Below are 18,380 nucleotides of genomic sequence, written 5' to 3' on the forward strand. Positions count from 1 at the left end.
GGTGCTCCTAACGCAGTCGCGTTCCCACGAAGCCGGCGGCAAGGGTATTGCCGGAGGCGTTGTCGACGAGCAGGAAGTTGCCCACCGCACCGCGGGCGGCGTAGTCCTCGGCCGGGACCTCCTGCGCGGTCTGGATGGTCACGTGCGCGATGTCGTTGAGCCCGAAGGTCTCGGGGTTCTCCACGTCGGCGGCGGCGGAATCGATGGACACGAGCCGGTCGACGCTGGCCACGCGGGCGCGCACGAGGGCGGTGCCGTAGCGCAGCTTGACCGTGCTGCCGGCGGCGACGTTCTTCTCAGTCAGGCCGACGACGGTGGCCGCGAACTCGCGCACCGGCTCCGGGGTGGCGCCGCCGGCGATGAGTTCGCCGCGGGCGAGGTCGATGTCGTCGGCAAGGCGCAGCGAGACGGACTCGCCCGCCGCGGCGGCGTCGCGGGGGCCATCGGCCGTGTCGATGTGCGTGACCGTCGTGGTGCGCCCCGCGGCGCTGACGGTGTCGCCCACCGCCACGCGGCCCGCGGTCACCCGGCCGGCGTAGCCGCGGTAGTCGCTGGCGTGCTCGCGCAGCACGTACTGCACGGGGAAGCGGAAGTCCAGGTCGAGCGCGCGCCCGGAGGAGACGGGGATCTCCTCCAGCAGGTCGAGCACCGTCGGGCCGGTGTACCAATCCATGTTGGCGGAGCGCTCGGCGACGTTGTCGCCGCGCAGGGCGGAGATGGGGACCACGTGCGGGTCGGCGATGCCGAGCTCCGCCGCCTTGCGCTCGAACTCGGCGCGGATGGAGTCGAAGACATCCCGCGAGTAGTCGACGAGGTCGATCTTGTTCACGGCCAGGATGACCGTCTTCACGCCGAGCAGGGCCGCGACGTTGAGGTGGCGCACGGTTTGCTCGACGACGCCGTGCCGGGCGTCGACAAGCAGCACGACGACCTGCGAGGTCGACATGCCGGTCACCGTGTTGCGGGTGTACTGCACGTGCCCCGGGGTGTCGGCGAGGATGAAGGTGCGCTTGTCGGTGGCGAAGTAGCGGTAGGCGACGTCGATGGTGATGCCCTGTTCCCGCTCGGCGCGCAGGCCGTCGACAAGCAGGCTTAAGTCGAGGCCCTCGAAGCCGCGGTCGGCGGAGGTGCGCTCGACGCTGGCGAGCTGGTCGGCGAGGACGGACTTGGTGTCGTGCAGCAGGCGGCCGACGAAGGTGGACTTGCCGTCGTCGACGGAGCCGGCGGTGCACAGGCGCAGGGTCTGGCGCTGCGCCAAAACGGTGGAGACGGTCATCAGAAGTAGCCCTCCTTCTTGCGGTCCTCCATCGAGGATTCGCTGAGCCGGTCGTCGGCGCGGGTCGCGCCGCGCTCGGTCAGGGTGGAGTTGGCGATCTCGGCGAGGACCTCGTCGATCGTCGTCGCCTCGGAATCAACCGCACCGGTGCAGGACATGTCGCCCACAGTGCGGTAGCGCACGCGGCGCACCTCGGGGGTTTCGCCCTCGCGGGGCCCGCCCCACGCACCTGCGGTCAGCCACATGCCGTCGCGGTTGAACACCTCGCGCTCGTGCGCGAAGTAGATGTCCGGCAGCTGGATGTCGCGGGCGCCGATGTACTCCCAGACGTCGGCCTCGGTCCAGTTGGAGATGGGGAACACGCGGATGTTTTCCCCGGGCAGCTTCTCGCCGTTGTACAGGTCCCACAGCTCCGGGCGCTGCCGGCGCGGGTCCCAGCCGCCGAAGGAGTCGCGCACGGAGAAGACGCGCTCCTTGGCGCGGGCGCGCTCCTCGTCGCGGCGGGCCCCACCGAGCACGGCGTCGTAGCCGACCTCGGCGATCGTGTCCACCAGCGGGACGGTCTGCAGCGGGTTGCGAGTGCCGTCGGGGCGCTCGACGAGGTCGCCGCGGTCGATCCAGTCCTGCACGGCCGCCACGCGCAGGCGCACGCCGTACTCCTCGACCACGCGGTCGCGGAACTCGATGACCTCCGGGAAGTTGTGCCCGGTGTCCACGTGGAGCAGCTCCAGGGGCATCGCGGCCGGGTAAAAGGCGCGCCGCGCCAGCTCCAGCACGACGCACGAGTCCTTGCCCCCGGAGAAGAGCAGGCCGATCTTGTCAAACTGGCCGGCCACCTCCCGCAGGATGTGGATGGACTCGTCCTCGAGCTCCTTCAGGTGCGGCGAAAGCGCGTTCGTTGATGTGGTAGTCACTGTCCCAAGTTCTTTCTTCGGTGTCACCGTCTCTAGCCGTGCAGACCGCACTCGGTCTTGTCGGAAAAGGCCCAGCGCCCGGCGCGCGGGTCCTCGCCCTCGGCCACCGGCAGGGTGCAGGTGGCGCAGCCGATGGAGGGGTAGCCCTGCTCGGTGAGCGGGTGGATGATGAGCTCGTGGTCGGAGATGTAGTTATCAGTGTCCGCGAGCGACCACGTCACCAGCGGCGAAATCTTCAGCCGGCCGGTGGCATCCAGCGACAGCGCGGGCGCCTCGGCGCGGGTCGGTCCGTCGGCGCGGCGCAGGCCGGTGACCCAGCCCGCGTAGGGCGACAGCGCCGCCGCGAGCGGCTCCACCTTGCGCATGCGGCAGCAGGCGGTCGGGTTCGAGCGGTACAGGGCGGGGCCGTAGACCTTGTCCTGCTCCGTGCGCGAGAGGATCGCCTTCGCCCTCACCAGCCGGTGCGACGGGTAGCGCTTTTCCACGCGCTCGGCCACGTCGATGGTCTCCGGGAAGTGGTACTCGGTGTCGAGGAAGAGGAAGTCGGCTCCCGGCAGGTGCTTTTCGGCGAGCTCGGCGAGCACGGTGTTTTCCATCGACAGGGTGACCACCACATCGCCCGGGGCGTACTCGTGGGCCCAGGCGAGGATCTCCTCGGCGGGGGCGTTGTACAGCTTCTCGGCGTGAGCGTCCACGAGTTCGCGGTTTTTCTCCGCGACGTCCTCGGGAAGCGGTTCGGTGGTGCGGGGGCCTTCCGGGGAAACCTCCGGGTCGCGGAAGTTCCCTGCCCCTCCCAGCATGTTAAGCATTATCATCTACCTTTCTGTGACTCCCACCAGTGTCGCCGAAATGTGCGAGCGCCGCATCGTGGCCGTGCCGCTCCAGGGAGTTGCGAAGCGCCTCCTCGGTCGATCGCGCCGGCGCGGGAGCGGCGGTGGGGTCATCCTGGCCGTGGAACTTCACCTCGAACACGCGCAGGCACTCGCCGCACTTCCAGGCGAAGTCCGTCTCCTCGTTGGGGTAGAGCTCCTCGCCTGCGCAGTAGGGGCAGTACGTGGGAAAGTTGCGGTTCGGGTTGGGCGCACGGCGCAGGCTCATTGCAGCTTCTCCTCGTCTGCGCGCTGCAGCCAGGCGCGGAAGTTCTCGTCGTCCTCGCGGTCGTCGATGTAGTTGCCCACCACGCGGGTGACGTACTCGGTCAGCTCGCTCGAGCGCACCTTGTGGCCGCGCAGCTTGCGGCCGAAGTTCGCGCCCTCGCCGATGGTGCCGCCGAGGTGGACCTGGAAGCCCTCGACCTTCTCGCCGTCGGGCCCGGGCACCATCTGGCCCTTGAGCCCGATGTCGGAGATGTGGTGGCGGGCGCAGGCGTTGGGGCAGCCGTTGAGCGAGATCGAAATCGGCGAGTCGAGGTCGCCGAAGCGCTCCTCCAGCTCGTCGGCGAGCTCGATGGCGCGCGACTTTGTGGTCACGTGCGCGAGCTTGCAGTACTCCAGGCCGGTGCAGGACAAGAGCCCACGGCGGAACTCCGAGGGCCGCGAGTACAGGCCCATCTTTTCGAGGTCCGCCTGCAGCTTATCGACGTCAGACTCCTCGACGTCGAGGAACAGCAGCTCCTTGAAGGGGGTAAAGCGCAGCTGCCTCAGCCCGTAGGACTCCGCCAGCTCCGCCACGGCGAGCAGCTGCTCGCCCGACATGTGGCCCAGGGTGGGCTTGACGCCGATGTAGAACTTGCCGTCCTTCTGCTCGTGGACGCCGATGTGGTCGCGGTCGACGAGGTTGCTGGGCGCCTTGGGGCCGTCGGGAAGCTCGTAGCCCAGGTAGTCCTTCTCCAGAATCTCGCGGAACTTGTCCACGCCCCACTCGGCGACCAGGAACTTCAGGCGGGCGCGGTTGCGCAGGCGGCGGTAGCCGTAGTCGCGGAAGATGCGCACCACGTTCGCCCACACCTCGGGCACCTGCTCGAGGGTGACGAAGGCACCGAGGGACTGCGCGAGCATCGGGTTGGTGGACAGCCCGCCGCCGACGTAGCACTCGAAGCCGGGGCCGAGCTCGGGGTGCTCGACGCCGATGAAGGCGATGTCGTTGATCTCGTGGACGACGTCCTGGCGGGCGTTACCGGAGATGGCGGTCTTGAACTTGCGCGGCAGGTTCTGGAACTCGTCGTTGGTGACGATCTGGTGGATCTTCTCAATCGCCGGGGTGGCGTCGATGATCTCGTCCTTGGCGACACCCGCCACCGGCGAGCCGAGCACGACGCGCGGCACATCGCCGCAGGCGTCCCACGTGTTCAGCCCCACCGATTCCAGCTTGTCCCAGATCGCCGGGACGTCCTCGATGGCGACCCAGTGAAGCTGGATGTTCTGGCGGTCGGTGAGGTCGACGGTCGAGCGCGCCCAGTCGCGCGAGATCTCGCCGACGGCGCGGGCCTGCTCGGTGGTGCACTGCCCGCCGTCGAAGCGGATGCGCATCATGAAGTACGTGTCCTGCAGGACCGAGTTGTCCTGGCCGGTGTACTCCCCGCCCAGGTTCTGCTTGCGCTGGGTGTACAGCCCCAGCCACTTGAACCGGGGCGCGAGGTCCTCCGAGGGGATGGACTCAAAGCCCTGCTTGGAGTAGATGTCGATGACGCGCTGCTTGACCTGCATGACGGGCTCAACCTGCTTGAGCTCTTCGTCGTGGTTGAGCGGTTCTGTGCCGTCGATAAGCCACTGGCCCTCGGGCTTTTTCGCCCTCGCACGCGTCGTCGCTGTCTTTGCCGCCGACATAGTTGCTCCTTGTCCTTGGTTCGCAGTTGAACCGATAGGTCTATTTTTTCTCGCCCTGAGGCAACGTCGGGATACCTTGCCATACTGCTCGGTCTGGCACAACAGGTTCATACCCTATCGGAGTAATGAGCTGCCCGTTCTTGCGTGAAATTAAATCGCTCCCAGACTGAGCGGGGCGGCGCGAATCGGGTAGCCTTGGCAACCGCACTGAGCCTTGTAGTTTTTTAGACTGCTCTGTCTATGAGGTACTATGGGGCGGATACGAAACCAGCCCCCTCCGAAAGGATCACCACACATGAGTCTGCGCGTTGCAGTCATCGGCGCCGGCCCCGCCGGTATTTATGCCTCCGACCTGCTCATCCGCAACGAAGAACACGACATCCACGTCGACCTGTTCGAGCAGATGCCCGCCCCGTTCGGCCTGATCCGCTACGGCGTCGCGCCGGACCACCCGCGCATCAAGGGCATCGTCAACTCGTTGCACCGCGTGCTGGACAAACCCGAGTTGCGCCTGCTGGGCAACATCGAGGTGGGCAAGGACCTCACCATCGACGATTTGCGCGAGTACTACGACGCCATCGTCATCTCCACCGGCGCCGTGCGCGACCGTGAGCTGCTCCTGCCCGGCGGCGACGTCTCCATCGGGGCCGGCGAGTTCGTTGGTTTCTACGACGGCAACCCGCGCTTCGAGCGCTCCTGGAACCTCGACGCCCGCGAGGTCGCCGTCATCGGCGTGGGCAACGTGGCCCTCGACATCTCGCGCGTGCTGGCCAAGACCGGCGAGGAGCTGCTGGTCACCGAGATCCCCGACAACGTCTACGAGTCGCTGAAAAACAACAAGGCCGAGGTCGTGCACATGTTCGGCCGGCGCGGACCCGCGCAGGCCAAGTTCACCCCGAAGGAGCTGCGCGAGCTCGACGAGTCCGACACCATCCAGGTGCTCGTCGACCCGGAGGACATCGACTACGACCAGCAGTCCGAGGAGGTCCGCCGCGCCGACAAGTCCGTCGACCTCGTCTGCCAGGTCCTCGAGCAGTACGCCATCCGCGAGCCCGACGACGCCCCGCACAAGATCCACATCCACTTCTTCGAAGAGCCCGTGGAAGTGCTTCGCGACGGCGACGCGATCGTCGGCCTGCGCACCGAGCGGCAGGAGCTCGACGGCGAGGGCGGCATCCGCGGCACCGGCACCTTCACCGACTGGCCGGTCCAGCAGGTCTACCACGCCATCGGCTACCGCTCCGAGCCCGTCGAAGGCGTGCCCTTCGACCTCGAGCGCAACGTCATCCCCAACGACGGCGGCCACGTCATGGACGGCTCCGAGTTCGCCGACTCCCTCTACGTCACCGGCTGGATCAAGCGCGGTCCCGTCGGCCTGATCGGCAACACCAAGTCCGACGCCAAGGAAACCACCGACATGCTCGTCGCCGACGCCAGCGCCGGCAAGCTCAATACGCCGAAGTTCGACGACCCCGACGCCATCCTCGACCTGCTCAAGGAGCGCGGCATCGAGTACACCACCTGGGAAGGCTGGTACGAGCTGGACAAGGCGGAGCGCGCCCTCGGCGAATCCTGCTCCATCCACCCGCGCGAGCGCAAAAAGATCGTCGAGTGGGAGGACATGGTGCGCCACGCGCACGCGTAAGTGTTCGTGGTCAGCGGCGGCTGAGGTCGACTGGGTGTGCCCGCGGCCTCACGGGTTTCCGGGGCGCAAAAGGGTTCATACACGCTGAGGTCGGCTAGGCACGGTCCCCGGTCGACCTCAAGGATTTCCGGGGCACAAAACCCCAGGTCGCGATGGGCGCATACGCACTGAGGTCGACTAGGTGCGGTCGCCGGTCGACCTCAAGGAATTCCGGGGCACAAAACCCCAGGTCGCAATGGGCCCATACACGCTGAGGTCGACCAGGCACAGCCCCCGGTCGACCTCAAGCATTTCTGGGATACAAAACCCCAGGTCGCAACGGGCCCACACACGCTGAGGTCGACCAGGCACAGTCTCTGGTCGACCTCAAAGATTTCTCGGGCGCAAAACCCCAGGTCGCGATGGGCTTACATACGCTGAGGTCGACCAGGCACAGCCCCCGGTCGACCTCAAGGAATTCCGGGGCACAAAACCCCAGGTCGCAATGGGCCCATACACGCTGAGGTCGACCAGGCACGGTCTCTGGTCGACCTCAAGGATTACTCGGGCGCAAAACCCCAGGTCGCAACGGGCCCATACACGCTGAGGTCGACTAGGCACAGTCTCTGGTCGACCTCAAGGATTACTCGGGCGCAAAACCCCAGGTCGCAACGGGCCCACACACGCTGAGGTCGACCAAGCACGGTCTCTGGTCGACCTCAAGGAATTCCCCGACGCAAAACCCCAGGTCGCAACGGGCCCACACACGCTGACGTCGACCAGGCACACTCCCCGGTCGACCTCAAGGATCCCCGGGCCGCAAAACCCCAGGTCGCACAAACCCCATATACGCTGACGTCGACTAGACACGGCCCCCGGTCGACCTCAAGGATTTCTGGGACACAAAACCCCAGGTCGCAAAAACCCCAAACACGCTGAGGTCGACTAAGCACTCCCCGAAACCCCACCAAGGGCACGCAACGCCCGGAGGCCGAATAGATTACGCTGAACGGGTCATCTCAACAGTCGTAGGAAAGGCGGTCGCCGTGGACTTTGTCAAGACCCTGGCCTGGGCAGCCGCACCCTACAGCGGCCACATCGTGGCGGCGGTGGCGTTGCAGGTTGTGACCGTGCTGGCCACGCTGTACCTGCCGGACCTCAACGCGCAGATCATCGACGAGGGCATCACCCAGGCCGATATCCCTTATATCTGGCGTGTCGGTGGCGTCATGCTCGTCGTCGCTCTCGTCCAGGGTCTCGCGGCGATCGGCGCCGTGTGGTTCAGCGCGCGCACCGCCATGGGCACCGGGCGTGCTATCCGCCGCGCCGTCTATAGCCGCGTGAACGGTTTTAACGCCGAGGACCTCGCCCGCTTTGGCACCCCCACCCTGATCACCCGCGGCACAAACGACGTGCAGCAGATCCAGATGACGTTCCTGCTCTTCCTTGCCCTCATGGTGCCAGCGCCCATCATGGGGGTGGGCGGCGTGGTCATGGCGCTGCGCCAGGGCGCGGGGCTGTCCTGGATCGTCGCCGTCGCCATCGCGGTGCTCTTCGCCGTCGTCGGCGTGCTCGTCGCGGTGCTGATGCCCATGTTCAAGGCGATGCAGGCCCGCCTCGACGCGATCAACGGGGTGCTCCGCGAGCAAATCGCGGGCGTGCGTGTGGTGCGCGCCTTCGTGCGCGAGGAGCACGAGACCGAGCGCTTCACCGACGCCAACAGGGCGATCACGCGCGTGTCGTTGAACATCGGCCGCGTCTTCGTGCTGCTTTTCCCGCTGATCATGCTCATCCTCGACTCCGCCATCGCGGCCGTCGTGTGGTTCGGCGGTCAGCGCGTGGGCCAGGGTGAGATGGAGGTCGGGGCGCTCACGGCGTTCATCCAGTACATCATGCAGATCCTGGTCGCGTTCGTCATGGGCACGTTCATGGTGATGATGCTGCCGCGCGCCCTCGTGTGCGCGCGCCGCGTCCGGGAGGTGCTGCTCTACGAGTCGGTCGCCCAGCAGCGCCCGCGCACCGCGCGCCCCGCCACCAACGAGGGGGTGGTGGAGTTCCGTGGGGTGTCCTACAGCTACCCGGGGGCGGAGGAGCCGGTGCTCCACGACATCTCGTTCACCGCCCGCCCCGGCACCACCACCGCGCTCATCGGCTCGACGGGCGCGGGCAAGTCCACGCTGGTCTCCCTCCTTCCGCGGCTGCGCGAGGCCACGAGTGGGCACGTGCTTATCGACGCCACAGATGTCACCGCCCTCGACCGCAGCGACCTGGTCCAGCGCGTGTCCATGGTGCCCCAGAAGCCGTACCTGTTCTCGGGCACCGTGGCCTCCAACCTGCGCATGGGCAACCCGGACGCCACGGACGCCGAGCTGTGGGAGGCGCTCGACACCGCGCAGGCCGAATTCGTCGAGGACCTCGACATGCCCATCTCCCAGGGCGGCACGAACGTCTCCGGAGGCCAGCGCCAGCGCCTGTGCATCGCGCGGATGCTGGTGGCGCGGCCAAAGGTGTACATCTTCGACGACTCCTTCTCGGCGCTCGACGCCATCACGGACGCGAAGGTGCGCGAGGCGATGCAGGCCTACACACGGGACGCGACGGTGTTGGTGGTGGCGCAGCGTGTGGCGTCGATAAGCAATGCCGACCAGATCCTCGTGCTCGAGGCGGGCAGGATCGTCGCGCGGGGCACGCACGACGAGCTGCTGGACAGCAGCAGCACGTACCGGGAAATCGTGGCGTCGCAGCAGGAGGTGAGCGCGTGAGTGAGCCGATGACCGACGAGCAGCTCGCGGACTACGAGGAGCGCATGGCCGGCGACGAGTGGGGCGGCAAGGCGCCGCGCCAGGCCAAGCGCTTCTGGCCGTCCGCGATGCGGCTGCTGCGGCTGCTGGAGCCCTACAAGGTGAGCCTCGTGTTCGTCTTTCTTATGAACGCTGCCTCGGTCGTGCTGGCCGTCTACGCGCCGCGCGTTCTGGGGTTTGCCATGGACGTCATCTTCAGCGGCGTGGTCTCCCAGCAGATCCCGGCGGGGGTGAGCGAGGAGGAGGCCATCGCGGGCCTGCGCGAAAGCGGGCAGGACCGCTTCGCGGACATGGCGGAGGCGATGGACCTGCGCCCCGGCGAGGGCATCGACGTCGACAGGCTGCGCGCGCTCGTGGTCACGCTGCTGCTGCTGTACCTGGCGTCGAGCGTGCTCATGTGGGCCCAGGGGGCGATCCTCAACCGCATCACCATGGCCACGGTCTACCGGCTGCGCCAGGACGTCGAGCGGAAGCTCAACCACCTGCCGCTGAACTACTTTGACACGCGCCAACGCGGCGACGTCATGTCGCGCACGACCAACGACGTGGACAACGTCCAGCAGGCGCTGCAGGAGACGCTCTCCCAGCTGTTCAATGCCGCGCTGATGCTCGTGGGCATCATCGGCATGATGTTCTGGATTTCGTGGCAGCTCGCCCTCATCGTCTTGCTGTCTATCCCGCTCACGGCCGTTGTCATCGCCGTGGTGGGCACGCGCAGCCAGCGCCAGTTCACCGCGCAGTGGCGCTCCACCGGGGACCTCAACGGCCACGTCGAAGAGTCCTTCAGCGGCCACGAGGTCGCCCTCATCTTCGGCCGCACCGAGGCGCTGCGCGAGGACTTCGACGAGAAGAACACCTCGCTTTTCGACGCCGCATCGAAAGCCCAATTCCTCGCGAACTCCATGCTCCCCATCATGCAGTTCATCTCGTACCTGTCGTACGTGCTCATCGCCGTCTTCGGCGGACTGCGCGTCGCCTCCGGCGCCCTCACCCTCGGCGACGCCACCGCGTTTATCCAGTACTCGCGCCAGTTCAACCAGCCCCTCGGCGAACTCGCCGGCATGGCGCAGATGCTCCAGTCCGGCGTGGCCTCCGCCGAGCGCATCTTCGAGTTCCTCGACGCAAAGGAGGAACCCGCCGACACCGCCACCGCCGCACCCCCCGCGGTGCGCGGCGACGTCCAGTTCCGCGACGTCGCGTTCTCGTACACCGACGACCCGCTCATCCAGGACCTCACCCTGCACGTTCGCCCCGGCCAGACCGCCGCCATCGTCGGCCCCACCGGGGCGGGCAAGACCACCCTGGTCAACCTGATCATGCGCTTCTACGACGTCGACTCCGGCTCGATCCTCCTCGACGGCACCGACATCCGCGACATGCCGCGCGCCGGCCTCCGCTCGAACATCGGCATGGTGCTCCAGGACGCGGTGCTCTTCGAGGGCACCATCATGGACAACATCCGCTACGGCCGCCTCGACGCCACCGACGAGGAGGTCCTCGAAGCCGCGAAGGCGACCTACGTGGACCGCTTCGTGCGCTCCCTGCCGGAGGGATACGACACCGTGGTGGACCAGGACGGCGGCTCCATCTCCGCCGGCGAGCGCCAGCTAATCACCATCGCCCGCGCCTTCCTCGCGCGCCCCGCCGTGCTCATCCTCGACGAGGCGACGTCCTCCGTGGACACGCGCACCGAGGTGCTCGTACAGAAGGCGATGAACGCGCTGCGCTCCCAGCGCACCAGCTTCGTCATCGCGCACCGCCTCTCCACCATCCGCGACGCGGACCTCATCCTGGTCATGCAATCCGGCCGCATCGTGGAACGGGGCATGCACGCCGAGCTCCTGGAACGGCGGGGCACCTACTACCAGCTGAACCAGTCCCAGTTCGCCGGGGAGAACTGAGCGGAGCGGGAGTTCTGGTCACCGCATGCGCCACATTCAGTTAATCCCTGATTAATTCATGCGGAATTTTTCCGTCATTGCTGGTCATATTCCACACCGTGCATTGCCGCAAGCTGTGAGATTTCATAGAATCTTCCTTGCCATTCCCTGCCCTCCCGCTGCACACGCGGGTTAAACTCTCCGAGGTGTAACTTTCCATGCCCCAGCGTTTTCCCTATCGCACCGCCATCGCCGGGTTGTGCGCTGTCGCGCTTATCGCCCCCGCCGTCGCCCCGATTGACGCCCCTGTTCCCAATGTATCCGTCGCGCATGCCGCCGACACCCGCAAAGCAGTCGAGGTTACTGGCCCAACGACCGTAGCCGTCAAGACTCCCGGCACCTACACCGCCGCGGTCCCCGGCGCTACCGACGGTCGGGTCGAGTTCTACCTCGATGGCGTTGCCGTTGCCACGGCCAACGTGGACTCCGAAGGTCAAGCAACGGCGGACATCACCCCGCTGTCCTACGGCGAGCACACCCTCACCGCCCGCTACGTCACCATAAAGAACGGGACCCCCTACACCGTCAACCCCGACGGGACCGCGACGTTCACAACCCCCTTCCCCGAAAAGTACTCCCGCAATGCCAACGGGAACACCAATACGGACGCCGACGACTATGGCCCGTTCCTCATCAACGGCAGCGTTCACACCGCCTCCAACCCGCTGGACCTCCAGCCGGGCGCGAAATACCACCTGCGGGGCCGCATGACCGTCCGCACCAACATTTTTGGTTCCCGGATTTACGAGGCCGGCCTGAACCCCTCGCCGGGCTCCACCTATGTGGAAGGCTCGGCGTCTCGCTTCCACCCGGACAGCGGCGCAGCCGAGGCGAACATGGTCGTTAAAACACGGGCCAACGCCCGCGGCGTCACCACCACTAACACCACCGGAGGCTTTCAACCTTCTGACTGGGGAAAGGAGCCCTGGCCCGCAGTCAATGAGGGCTATGTCGGCCTCCAGCACCGTGAAACCTACAACGCGGGCAATGGCACCACCTTCGAGATCGGTGCCGACTTCATCGCCCCGGATGTTCCTGGGCTGCACGTGCCGCAATACGCCGCGTACAAGTACAAGGATTCCACCCACGTCCTCGTGCCGATGAAAGAGGCAGTCTTCCGCATCGCCGCTAAGGACCTGCCAGCACGCAACGAGCTCCCGACAGAGGAACAGAGCCCGACCCCCACGACGACCACAACCACCCCCGCGGAGCCGACCACAACCACCCCCACGGAGCCGACCACAACCACCCCCACGGAGCCGACCACAACCACCCCCACGGAGCCGACCACAACCACCCCCGCGGAGCCGACCACAACCACCCCCGCGGAGCCGACCACAACCACCCCCGCGGAGCCGACCACAACCGCACCCGCGGAGCCGACCACAACCGCACCCGCGGAGCCGACCACAACCGCCCCCGCGGAGCCGACCACAACCGCCCCCGCGGAGCCGACCACAACCGCCCCCTCGAACCGGGATGCGGACAAGTACAACCCCATTAGGAATACGAGCCAGATCTTTTCGGCCTACGAAGGGGGTAGCTTGCCGGATCCGAGCGAGGTCATCAGCAACGTGGAGTCGCTCCCACAGGGCACCTCAATGAAGTGGACGAAGCTTCCTACCGCCGCCGATCCTAACGGTGTGGTCACGGTGACGTACCCCGATCAGTCGACGGATACTGTCGAGGTGTGGTTTGAGATCAGGACTCACTTGAGCTCCGCTTCCTCGGAAGGATCGAGTGACAACACAATGTTGATCGTAGGAGGCGTCGTCGTTGGAGTACTGCTTGCCCTCGGCCTCGGTGGCTTCGCGCTTGTCACCAGCCCGCAGATGTCAGAATTTTTGAACCAGCATTTCGGAATCCGGATCTAACCGGTACTCGGTGGCACCCCGCACATCGATTTCCCTCTGAGGCGCCACCGCGCGCTGCCTGACAGCCATATGTCCGGAGTTCGCGCGGGTGGCGCCTCAGTTGTGGTGCCGGCACTTCTCCAGGCGGCCTGCCCGCGACAAGTAGTGAGAGGGCCCGAGCCCCCCTACCCGATCGCTCGCATGCACTTCCCGGTGTTTGAGCCACCACCCCTGTGCACTGCGAGTCCAACGGCTCTGAGGTGGATTGTTCGCAGAAACGTGCTTCGCGGCTGGCGCTCCCGGAGGGGTGAGATGGGGTCGCGGGTGTGGCGTTACATCAGAAAAGAGACCTATGTACGAAAAGTTTCGGGGACGTGCTCCCCCCTCCCGTACACAGGTCTTTGCTCAGAGCAGCTTGTATGTCCTAGATAGAACTGCCGCTGCTACCAACAGGCGTGAACGCGGTGTCGCCGACCGTGACGGACGCGCCGTCGTTGTTGGTCTTGGGTAGGACTGCGGTGACAAGGACCGCCAGCCCGGTCAGGCCCAGAATCGCGCTGATAACGGGCAGGGCCATGTCGGCCACCTTGGCTGTCTGGGGGTCGAGCGCGTTGTTGAGGAAGCGAGTGACGTTTTCCTTCACACCTGGTATCTGGGTCAGTCCGCCAAGAAGACCAACACCCCCCAAGAGGGCGCCGGCGATTGCGGCGCCAATGTCTGGAGCATGCTCGACCCTCGTGAACGTCCCCTGCTCCAGGTTCAGTGTGTACCGTACTTCCATACCATCGGCCGCAGTGACAGTAACGGTCTGCTCGGGCATCAGATTGTCAGTCGGGCGAATAGTGATTGCACCGTTCTCGTCGGCCTTGACGTTCACGGTGTGCCCATTCTTGTCCTTCAACCCAAGGACTGTACCCGGGGCAAAAATAGGACCGTTTTCGTCGCTGATCAGGAGCTTAGACTCCGGCAGGCGGACGAAGTAGCTGACCGTGACTTCAATGATGTCCTGGCCGGGCACCTCCACTTCCACCTTGCCGGTGGTGTAGCCCGGCTTGGTGGTGTCCGGCTTCTCTGCCCAGCGGAACGTGGTGTCCGCTGGTGCGGCATCCGCGTTGGCAATCTGGGCCTTCGCGTCCGCGTCCGCGATGTCTGCCTCGAAGTCAACAGCTGTCGCTTCTTGCTTGGCTGTGGGGGTGAAGACCGCTGCCACGCTGAAGTTGACGGTACGCTCTGCTGGCGGCTGCCCCGGCACCACAACCCGGATCGTCCCCGTGGCGGACCCTGCCGTGGCCGTGTCGGGCTTCATCGCCCATTCGAACGTAGTTCCAGCCGGCGCGGCATCCGCGTTAGTGATCAGGTAGCTGGGGTCATCGGGTACGGATTCGCCGACGTTGACCTTCTGGGTCTCTTCGGTCACCTGGGGGATATAAACATTGGGCGCACCCGTCCCCTGAACGAAGAAACGGACGGTGATCGTGTGGGCTTGGCTGTCTGGGGTAGTCACTTTCACCGTCCCCGTGGTTTCACCAGGCTGCGTCGTGTCCGGCTTAGTCGCCCACTCGAACGTCGTTCCAGCCGGAGCACCGTCCGCGTTAGCGATGTACGCGCTCGCGGAGTCATCGACGATGGTGCTGCCCTGCTCAACGACGACCGGGTTAGTCTGTGCGCGCGGCACCCATACGTCTTTGACATGGACCGTCACGTCGACCACGTCAGTGGTGCCATCAGGGTAGGTCACGGTGATTCGGCCGCTCTGGTTATCCCCGACCGTAGTGTGCGTCGACTCCCACTGAGCACGCGTTCCGCTCGGAAGGGCAGCGAAGTTCGCAATAACGTTTTCCGCGTTCGGGAGCGCGCCGCCACGTGCGATTGTGACCGGGCCCCCCGCCTGAGGATCGTGCGCATCGGCCATCCCAGTGGCACGTGCTTCAGTGATTGTGACGGCCGAGAACTTGTCGGCGGGGAGATTCGTACGGTTTCTCCCTGGCCAGTACGTGTCATCCTCGGACAGCCCACAGCGGATGAAGCCGTTTGCATTGACATCGCGGAACGGAACACGCGCAGACGCGTCCGCGTAGAACTGGATCGGCAGCTCCGGGCTGAAGGTGTTTGCGTCAGCCTTCGGTAGACCGGCCTGGATTTTTGCGCCGGGCTGGCCAGTTGCCTTCAACTTGAGTGTGATCTTCGGCATCGCAATGGTGAAGCTATCCCCGGCTTTCGTCGCCTCTGCGCCACCATGGGCAAACGCGTTGCGCGTGTTCTTGGACCATTTCGTCACATCCTGGCTTTGTTTCGTGGGTGCCGGGACCCACACGCGCAGCCTAGCCCCCTCACGTTCGACCTTCAACCCTTGCGCCCCTCCCTCTGCCGTAAAACTCACAAGCTCGGCGTTTTGGGGAAGCTGGTACCAGATATTCAGCTGGCTCACCCGCGTCACATTCGCGGTCACTGCCGCCCTGATACTCGCTGGAACGCTCAGTGTGCCGGCATCGATGACGTAGTCAAAAGTCTCCCCCTGAGGCACCGTGTCCGGCGCTTCAGTCTTATCCAGGGTGACCTTAAAGTTGCTGTAGCTCTTGTTCGCCGAGTTGTAGACACCCTCAACGGCGCTAGCGAAGCCGAGAGGAATGCCGCCCGGGTCCTTCAGCTGCAAGTTACACGCCAACGGCTGCTGTAGGTTCGTTTTTGTTTCTGCATGTGCGTGGGGGACTGCCACTACGCCAGCTACCAGGGCGGCGGCAACGGCTGCGGACAGGGTAGACGTGACTCTCTTGGACACGGGGGCTCCTCTAGCTCCTTGATATACCGACCACAGGCAGAATAACCCAAGGCTGCACACAGTACCGGCCAAGAAAGGAAGACGGGACAGCCCGGTGCGCAGTAGCACGGCACCACGCAGAAAAGTTCACGCTCCATTCACTTTCCATCGCCGAGTAGCTTGGACACGGATCCCATATGAGCTGGCACAACGGCGCCAGCCCGCCACGCCCGGCGCACGGATAGCTCGGACCAGAAAATCCCATGAATCAAAGGTGAATTGTAACTTTTTTGTCGCCGATATGCGTGCCGGTTCCCATCGTGACCGTGATGCCGCAAGCGACTGGCTACTATAGGACAGGTGACCACCCCTTCCGGCAATTTCAGGATCAGCGACGCAGAGCGCTCCACGGCCATCGACGCCCTCGGCCAAGCGCTCGGCGAGGGCCGCCTCAGCATGGAGGAGTTCGACACCCGCTGCGAGGCCGTGGCCCACGCCCAATTCAAAGAGGAGCTCGACCCCCTTTTCCGGGACCTCCCGGCGCGCAGCGCATCCCCGACTCCCATGCAGCCCGGCGTCTACACCGCGGACGAGATCCGCAGTGCCCGTCGTCAGGGCCAGCGCACCCGCGCGGGCGTGTTTTGGCTAGGCACGTTCGCCTCCCTCGGCGGGACGATGACACTGGCTGCCGCGTCCGCATCGGCCGCATCGGCCGTCCCGCTGCTCATCATCCCCACCTTGTTTGTTCTGTTCTACGTCATGAAGGTGGGCCCCGATTCGTGGTACACCCCCAGCCTGCGCCAACTGGAGCGCCAGCGCCGCGAGCTGGTGCGCTCCCGGCAGATCGAGCTCGAGGCCGCCCAGGCCGACGAGATCGCGGCGCAGCGCGCGCAGCGCCGGCAGCAGGTGAACAAGCTCACCTCCGACGCGCTCGACGTCGCCCAGCAGACGGTCAACCGTTTCAAGAAGCAGTAGCCGTATTCCGGGCTTCGGGTGGGCGCGCCGTGGCTAGTATTGTGCCGTATGAGCACTCAGAAGGACGAGCCCACCGGATCGACAGAATCCCCGAAAAAGAAGACTCAGGCGAAAAAGCCGCTGCGCAAGCACCGCCACTTCGACCAGGCGGACAAGCTGAAGAACGTCTTTTACGACATCCGCGGCCCCGTGAGCGCCACCGCTGAGGAGATGGAACGCGACGGCCACACCATCCTCAAGCTCAACACCGGCAACCCGGCCATCTTCGGCTTCGACGCCCCCGACGTCATCATGCGCGACATGATCGCGGCTCTTCCGACGTCGCAGGGCTATTCGACGTCGAAAGGCATCATCCCGGCGCGGCGCGCGATTGTCACCCGCTACGAGGTGATCGAGGACTTCCCCCACTTCGACATCGACGACGTCTACCTGGGCAACGGCGTCTCCGAGCTCATCACGATGTGCACGCAGGCGCTGCTCAACAACGACGACGAGATCCTCATCCCCGCCCCCGACTACCCGCTGTGGACGGCCGCCTCCACGCTCGCGGGCGGCAAGGCCGTGCACTACCTGTGCGACGAGGAGGACAACTGGAACCCCTCGCTGGAGGACATCCGCTCCAAGGTCACGCCCAAGACCAAGGCCATCGTGGTGATCAACCCGAATAACCCAACCGGCGCCGTCTACTCTCGCGAGACGCTGGAGGGCATCGCCGAGATCGCCCGCGAAAACGAGCTGGTGGTCTTCGCCGACGAGATCTACGACCGCGTCCTCTACGACGACGCCGAGCACATCTCCATGGCGGAGGTGGGCCCCGACCTGGTCACCGTCACCTTCAACGGCCTGTCCAAGGCCTACCGCGTCTGCGGCTACCGCGCCGGCTGGATGATCATTACCGGCCCGCGCCGCCGCGCCAAGGGCTTCATCGAGGGCCTCGACCTGCTGTCCGGCACCCGCCTGTGCTCGAACGTGCCGGGCCAGCACGCCATCCAGGTGGCGCTCGGTGGGCGCCAGTCGATCTACCAGCTCACCGGGCAGGGGGGCCGACTCAAGGAGCAGCGCGACATCACGGTGCAGAAGCTGCGCGAGATCCCCGGCGTCTCCGTCGTCGAGCCGAAGGGGGCGCTCTACGCCTTCCCCAAGATCGACACCGAGATGTACAACATCCACGACGACGAGCGCTTCATGCTGGACCTGCTCAAGTCCGAGAAGATCCTCATGGTCCAGGGCACCGGCTTCAACTACCCCACCCCGGACCACTTCCGCGTGGTCACCCTCCCGTGGGCCTCGCAGCTGGAAAACGCCATCGAGCGCCTCGGCAACTTCCTCAGCGACTACCACCAGCACTAGCACTCTCGGTAAGAACTAAACGGCAAGAATCCGCTTCCGGTGGAGAAATTGTGGGATTCTTGCCCTTTTGTTCTTCACGTGAAGGGGTTATCCACAGCCCTGCCCCCGGCGCGTGGCCCGCCAG

At 65.6% G+C, this 18,380-nt stretch carries 12 protein-coding genes; 6 read left to right on the top strand and 6 right to left on the bottom strand.

What is annotated here, in order from left to right:
* Window positions 1–7: 7 nt before the first annotated feature.
* Genes CAURIS_RS10165 through CAURIS_RS10185 form a run of 5 tightly spaced genes read right to left on the bottom strand, consistent with a single transcriptional unit; the run spans window position 8 to window position 4,955 of the window.
* Complete coding sequence (locus tag CAURIS_RS10165) at window positions 8–1,276, bottom strand: sulfate adenylyltransferase subunit 1 (protein ID WP_290341946.1); 1,269 nt, start codon at window positions 1,274–1,276, stop codon at window positions 8–10.
* The gene (gene cysD / locus CAURIS_RS10170) at window positions 1,276–2,190 is read right to left on the bottom strand and encodes a sulfate adenylyltransferase subunit CysD (protein WP_290341947.1); all 915 of its coding nucleotides are present in this window, start codon (window positions 2,188–2,190) and stop codon (window positions 1,276–1,278) included. Before cysD ends, CAURIS_RS10165 begins: the two co-directional genes overlap by 1 nt.
* Before the next feature lie 32 nt (window positions 2,191–2,222).
* Window positions 2,223–3,005, bottom strand: a complete 783-nt coding sequence (locus CAURIS_RS10175; RefSeq protein WP_290341949.1) for a phosphoadenylyl-sulfate reductase — start codon at window positions 3,003–3,005, stop codon at window positions 2,223–2,225.
* Window positions 2,992–3,288 carry a hypothetical protein gene (locus tag CAURIS_RS10180; protein ID WP_290341950.1) on the bottom strand — a complete coding sequence of 99 codons (297 nt, stop codon included), beginning with the start codon at window positions 3,286–3,288 and terminating at the stop codon, window positions 2,992–2,994. Before CAURIS_RS10180 ends, CAURIS_RS10175 begins: the two co-directional genes overlap by 14 nt.
* Complete coding sequence (locus CAURIS_RS10185; protein ID WP_290341951.1) at window positions 3,285–4,955, bottom strand: nitrite/sulfite reductase; 1,671 nt, start codon at window positions 4,953–4,955, stop codon at window positions 3,285–3,287. Before CAURIS_RS10185 ends, CAURIS_RS10180 begins: the two co-directional genes overlap by 4 nt.
* Window positions 4,956–5,250: 295 nt before the next feature.
* Between CAURIS_RS10185 and CAURIS_RS10190 the strand changes: the two genes are divergently transcribed.
* From CAURIS_RS10190 to CAURIS_RS10205, 4 genes are all read left to right on the top strand, one after another.
* Window positions 5,251–6,600, top strand: a complete 1,350-nt coding sequence (locus tag CAURIS_RS10190) for an FAD-dependent oxidoreductase (RefSeq protein ID WP_290341952.1) — start codon at window positions 5,251–5,253, stop codon at window positions 6,598–6,600.
* A 1,025-nt stretch (window positions 6,601–7,625) separates the two neighbouring features.
* A complete protein-coding gene (locus CAURIS_RS10195) occupies window positions 7,626–9,341 on the top strand; it encodes an ABC transporter ATP-binding protein (protein ID WP_290341953.1) in 1,716 nt (571 codons plus the stop codon).
* An 8-nt stretch (window positions 9,342–9,349) separates the two neighbouring features.
* A complete protein-coding gene (locus CAURIS_RS10200) occupies window positions 9,350–11,281 on the top strand; it encodes an ABC transporter ATP-binding protein (RefSeq protein ID WP_290343381.1) in 1,932 nt (643 codons plus the stop codon).
* Window positions 11,282–11,478: 197 nt separating this feature from the next.
* Window positions 11,479–13,194, top strand: a complete 1,716-nt coding sequence (locus tag CAURIS_RS10205) for a Rib/alpha-like domain-containing protein (RefSeq protein ID WP_290341955.1) — start codon at window positions 11,479–11,481, stop codon at window positions 13,192–13,194.
* 403 nt (window positions 13,195–13,597) lie between these two features.
* On the opposite strand, the gene CAURIS_RS10210 is transcribed toward CAURIS_RS10205, so the two are convergent.
* Window positions 13,598–15,952: a Rib/alpha-like domain-containing protein gene (locus CAURIS_RS10210; protein WP_290341957.1), complete on the bottom strand. Its 2,355-nt coding sequence runs from the start codon at window positions 15,950–15,952 to the stop codon at window positions 13,598–13,600.
* Between the two features lie 339 nt (window positions 15,953–16,291).
* Between CAURIS_RS10210 and CAURIS_RS10215 the strand changes: the two genes are divergently transcribed.
* Window positions 16,292–16,906, top strand: coding sequence for a DUF1707 SHOCT-like domain-containing protein (locus CAURIS_RS10215; protein ID WP_290341958.1), 615 nt, complete (start codon window positions 16,292–16,294; stop codon window positions 16,904–16,906).
* A 48-nt stretch (window positions 16,907–16,954) separates the two neighbouring features.
* Window positions 16,955–18,256, top strand: a complete 1,302-nt coding sequence (locus tag CAURIS_RS10220) for a pyridoxal phosphate-dependent aminotransferase (RefSeq protein WP_290341960.1) — start codon at window positions 16,955–16,957, stop codon at window positions 18,254–18,256.
* Window positions 18,257–18,380: the final 124 nt, after the last annotated feature.

The sequence above is a fragment of the Corynebacterium auris genome, assembly GCF_030408575.1.
Classification (GTDB): Bacteria; Actinomycetota; Actinomycetes; order Mycobacteriales; family Mycobacteriaceae; genus Corynebacterium; species Corynebacterium auris.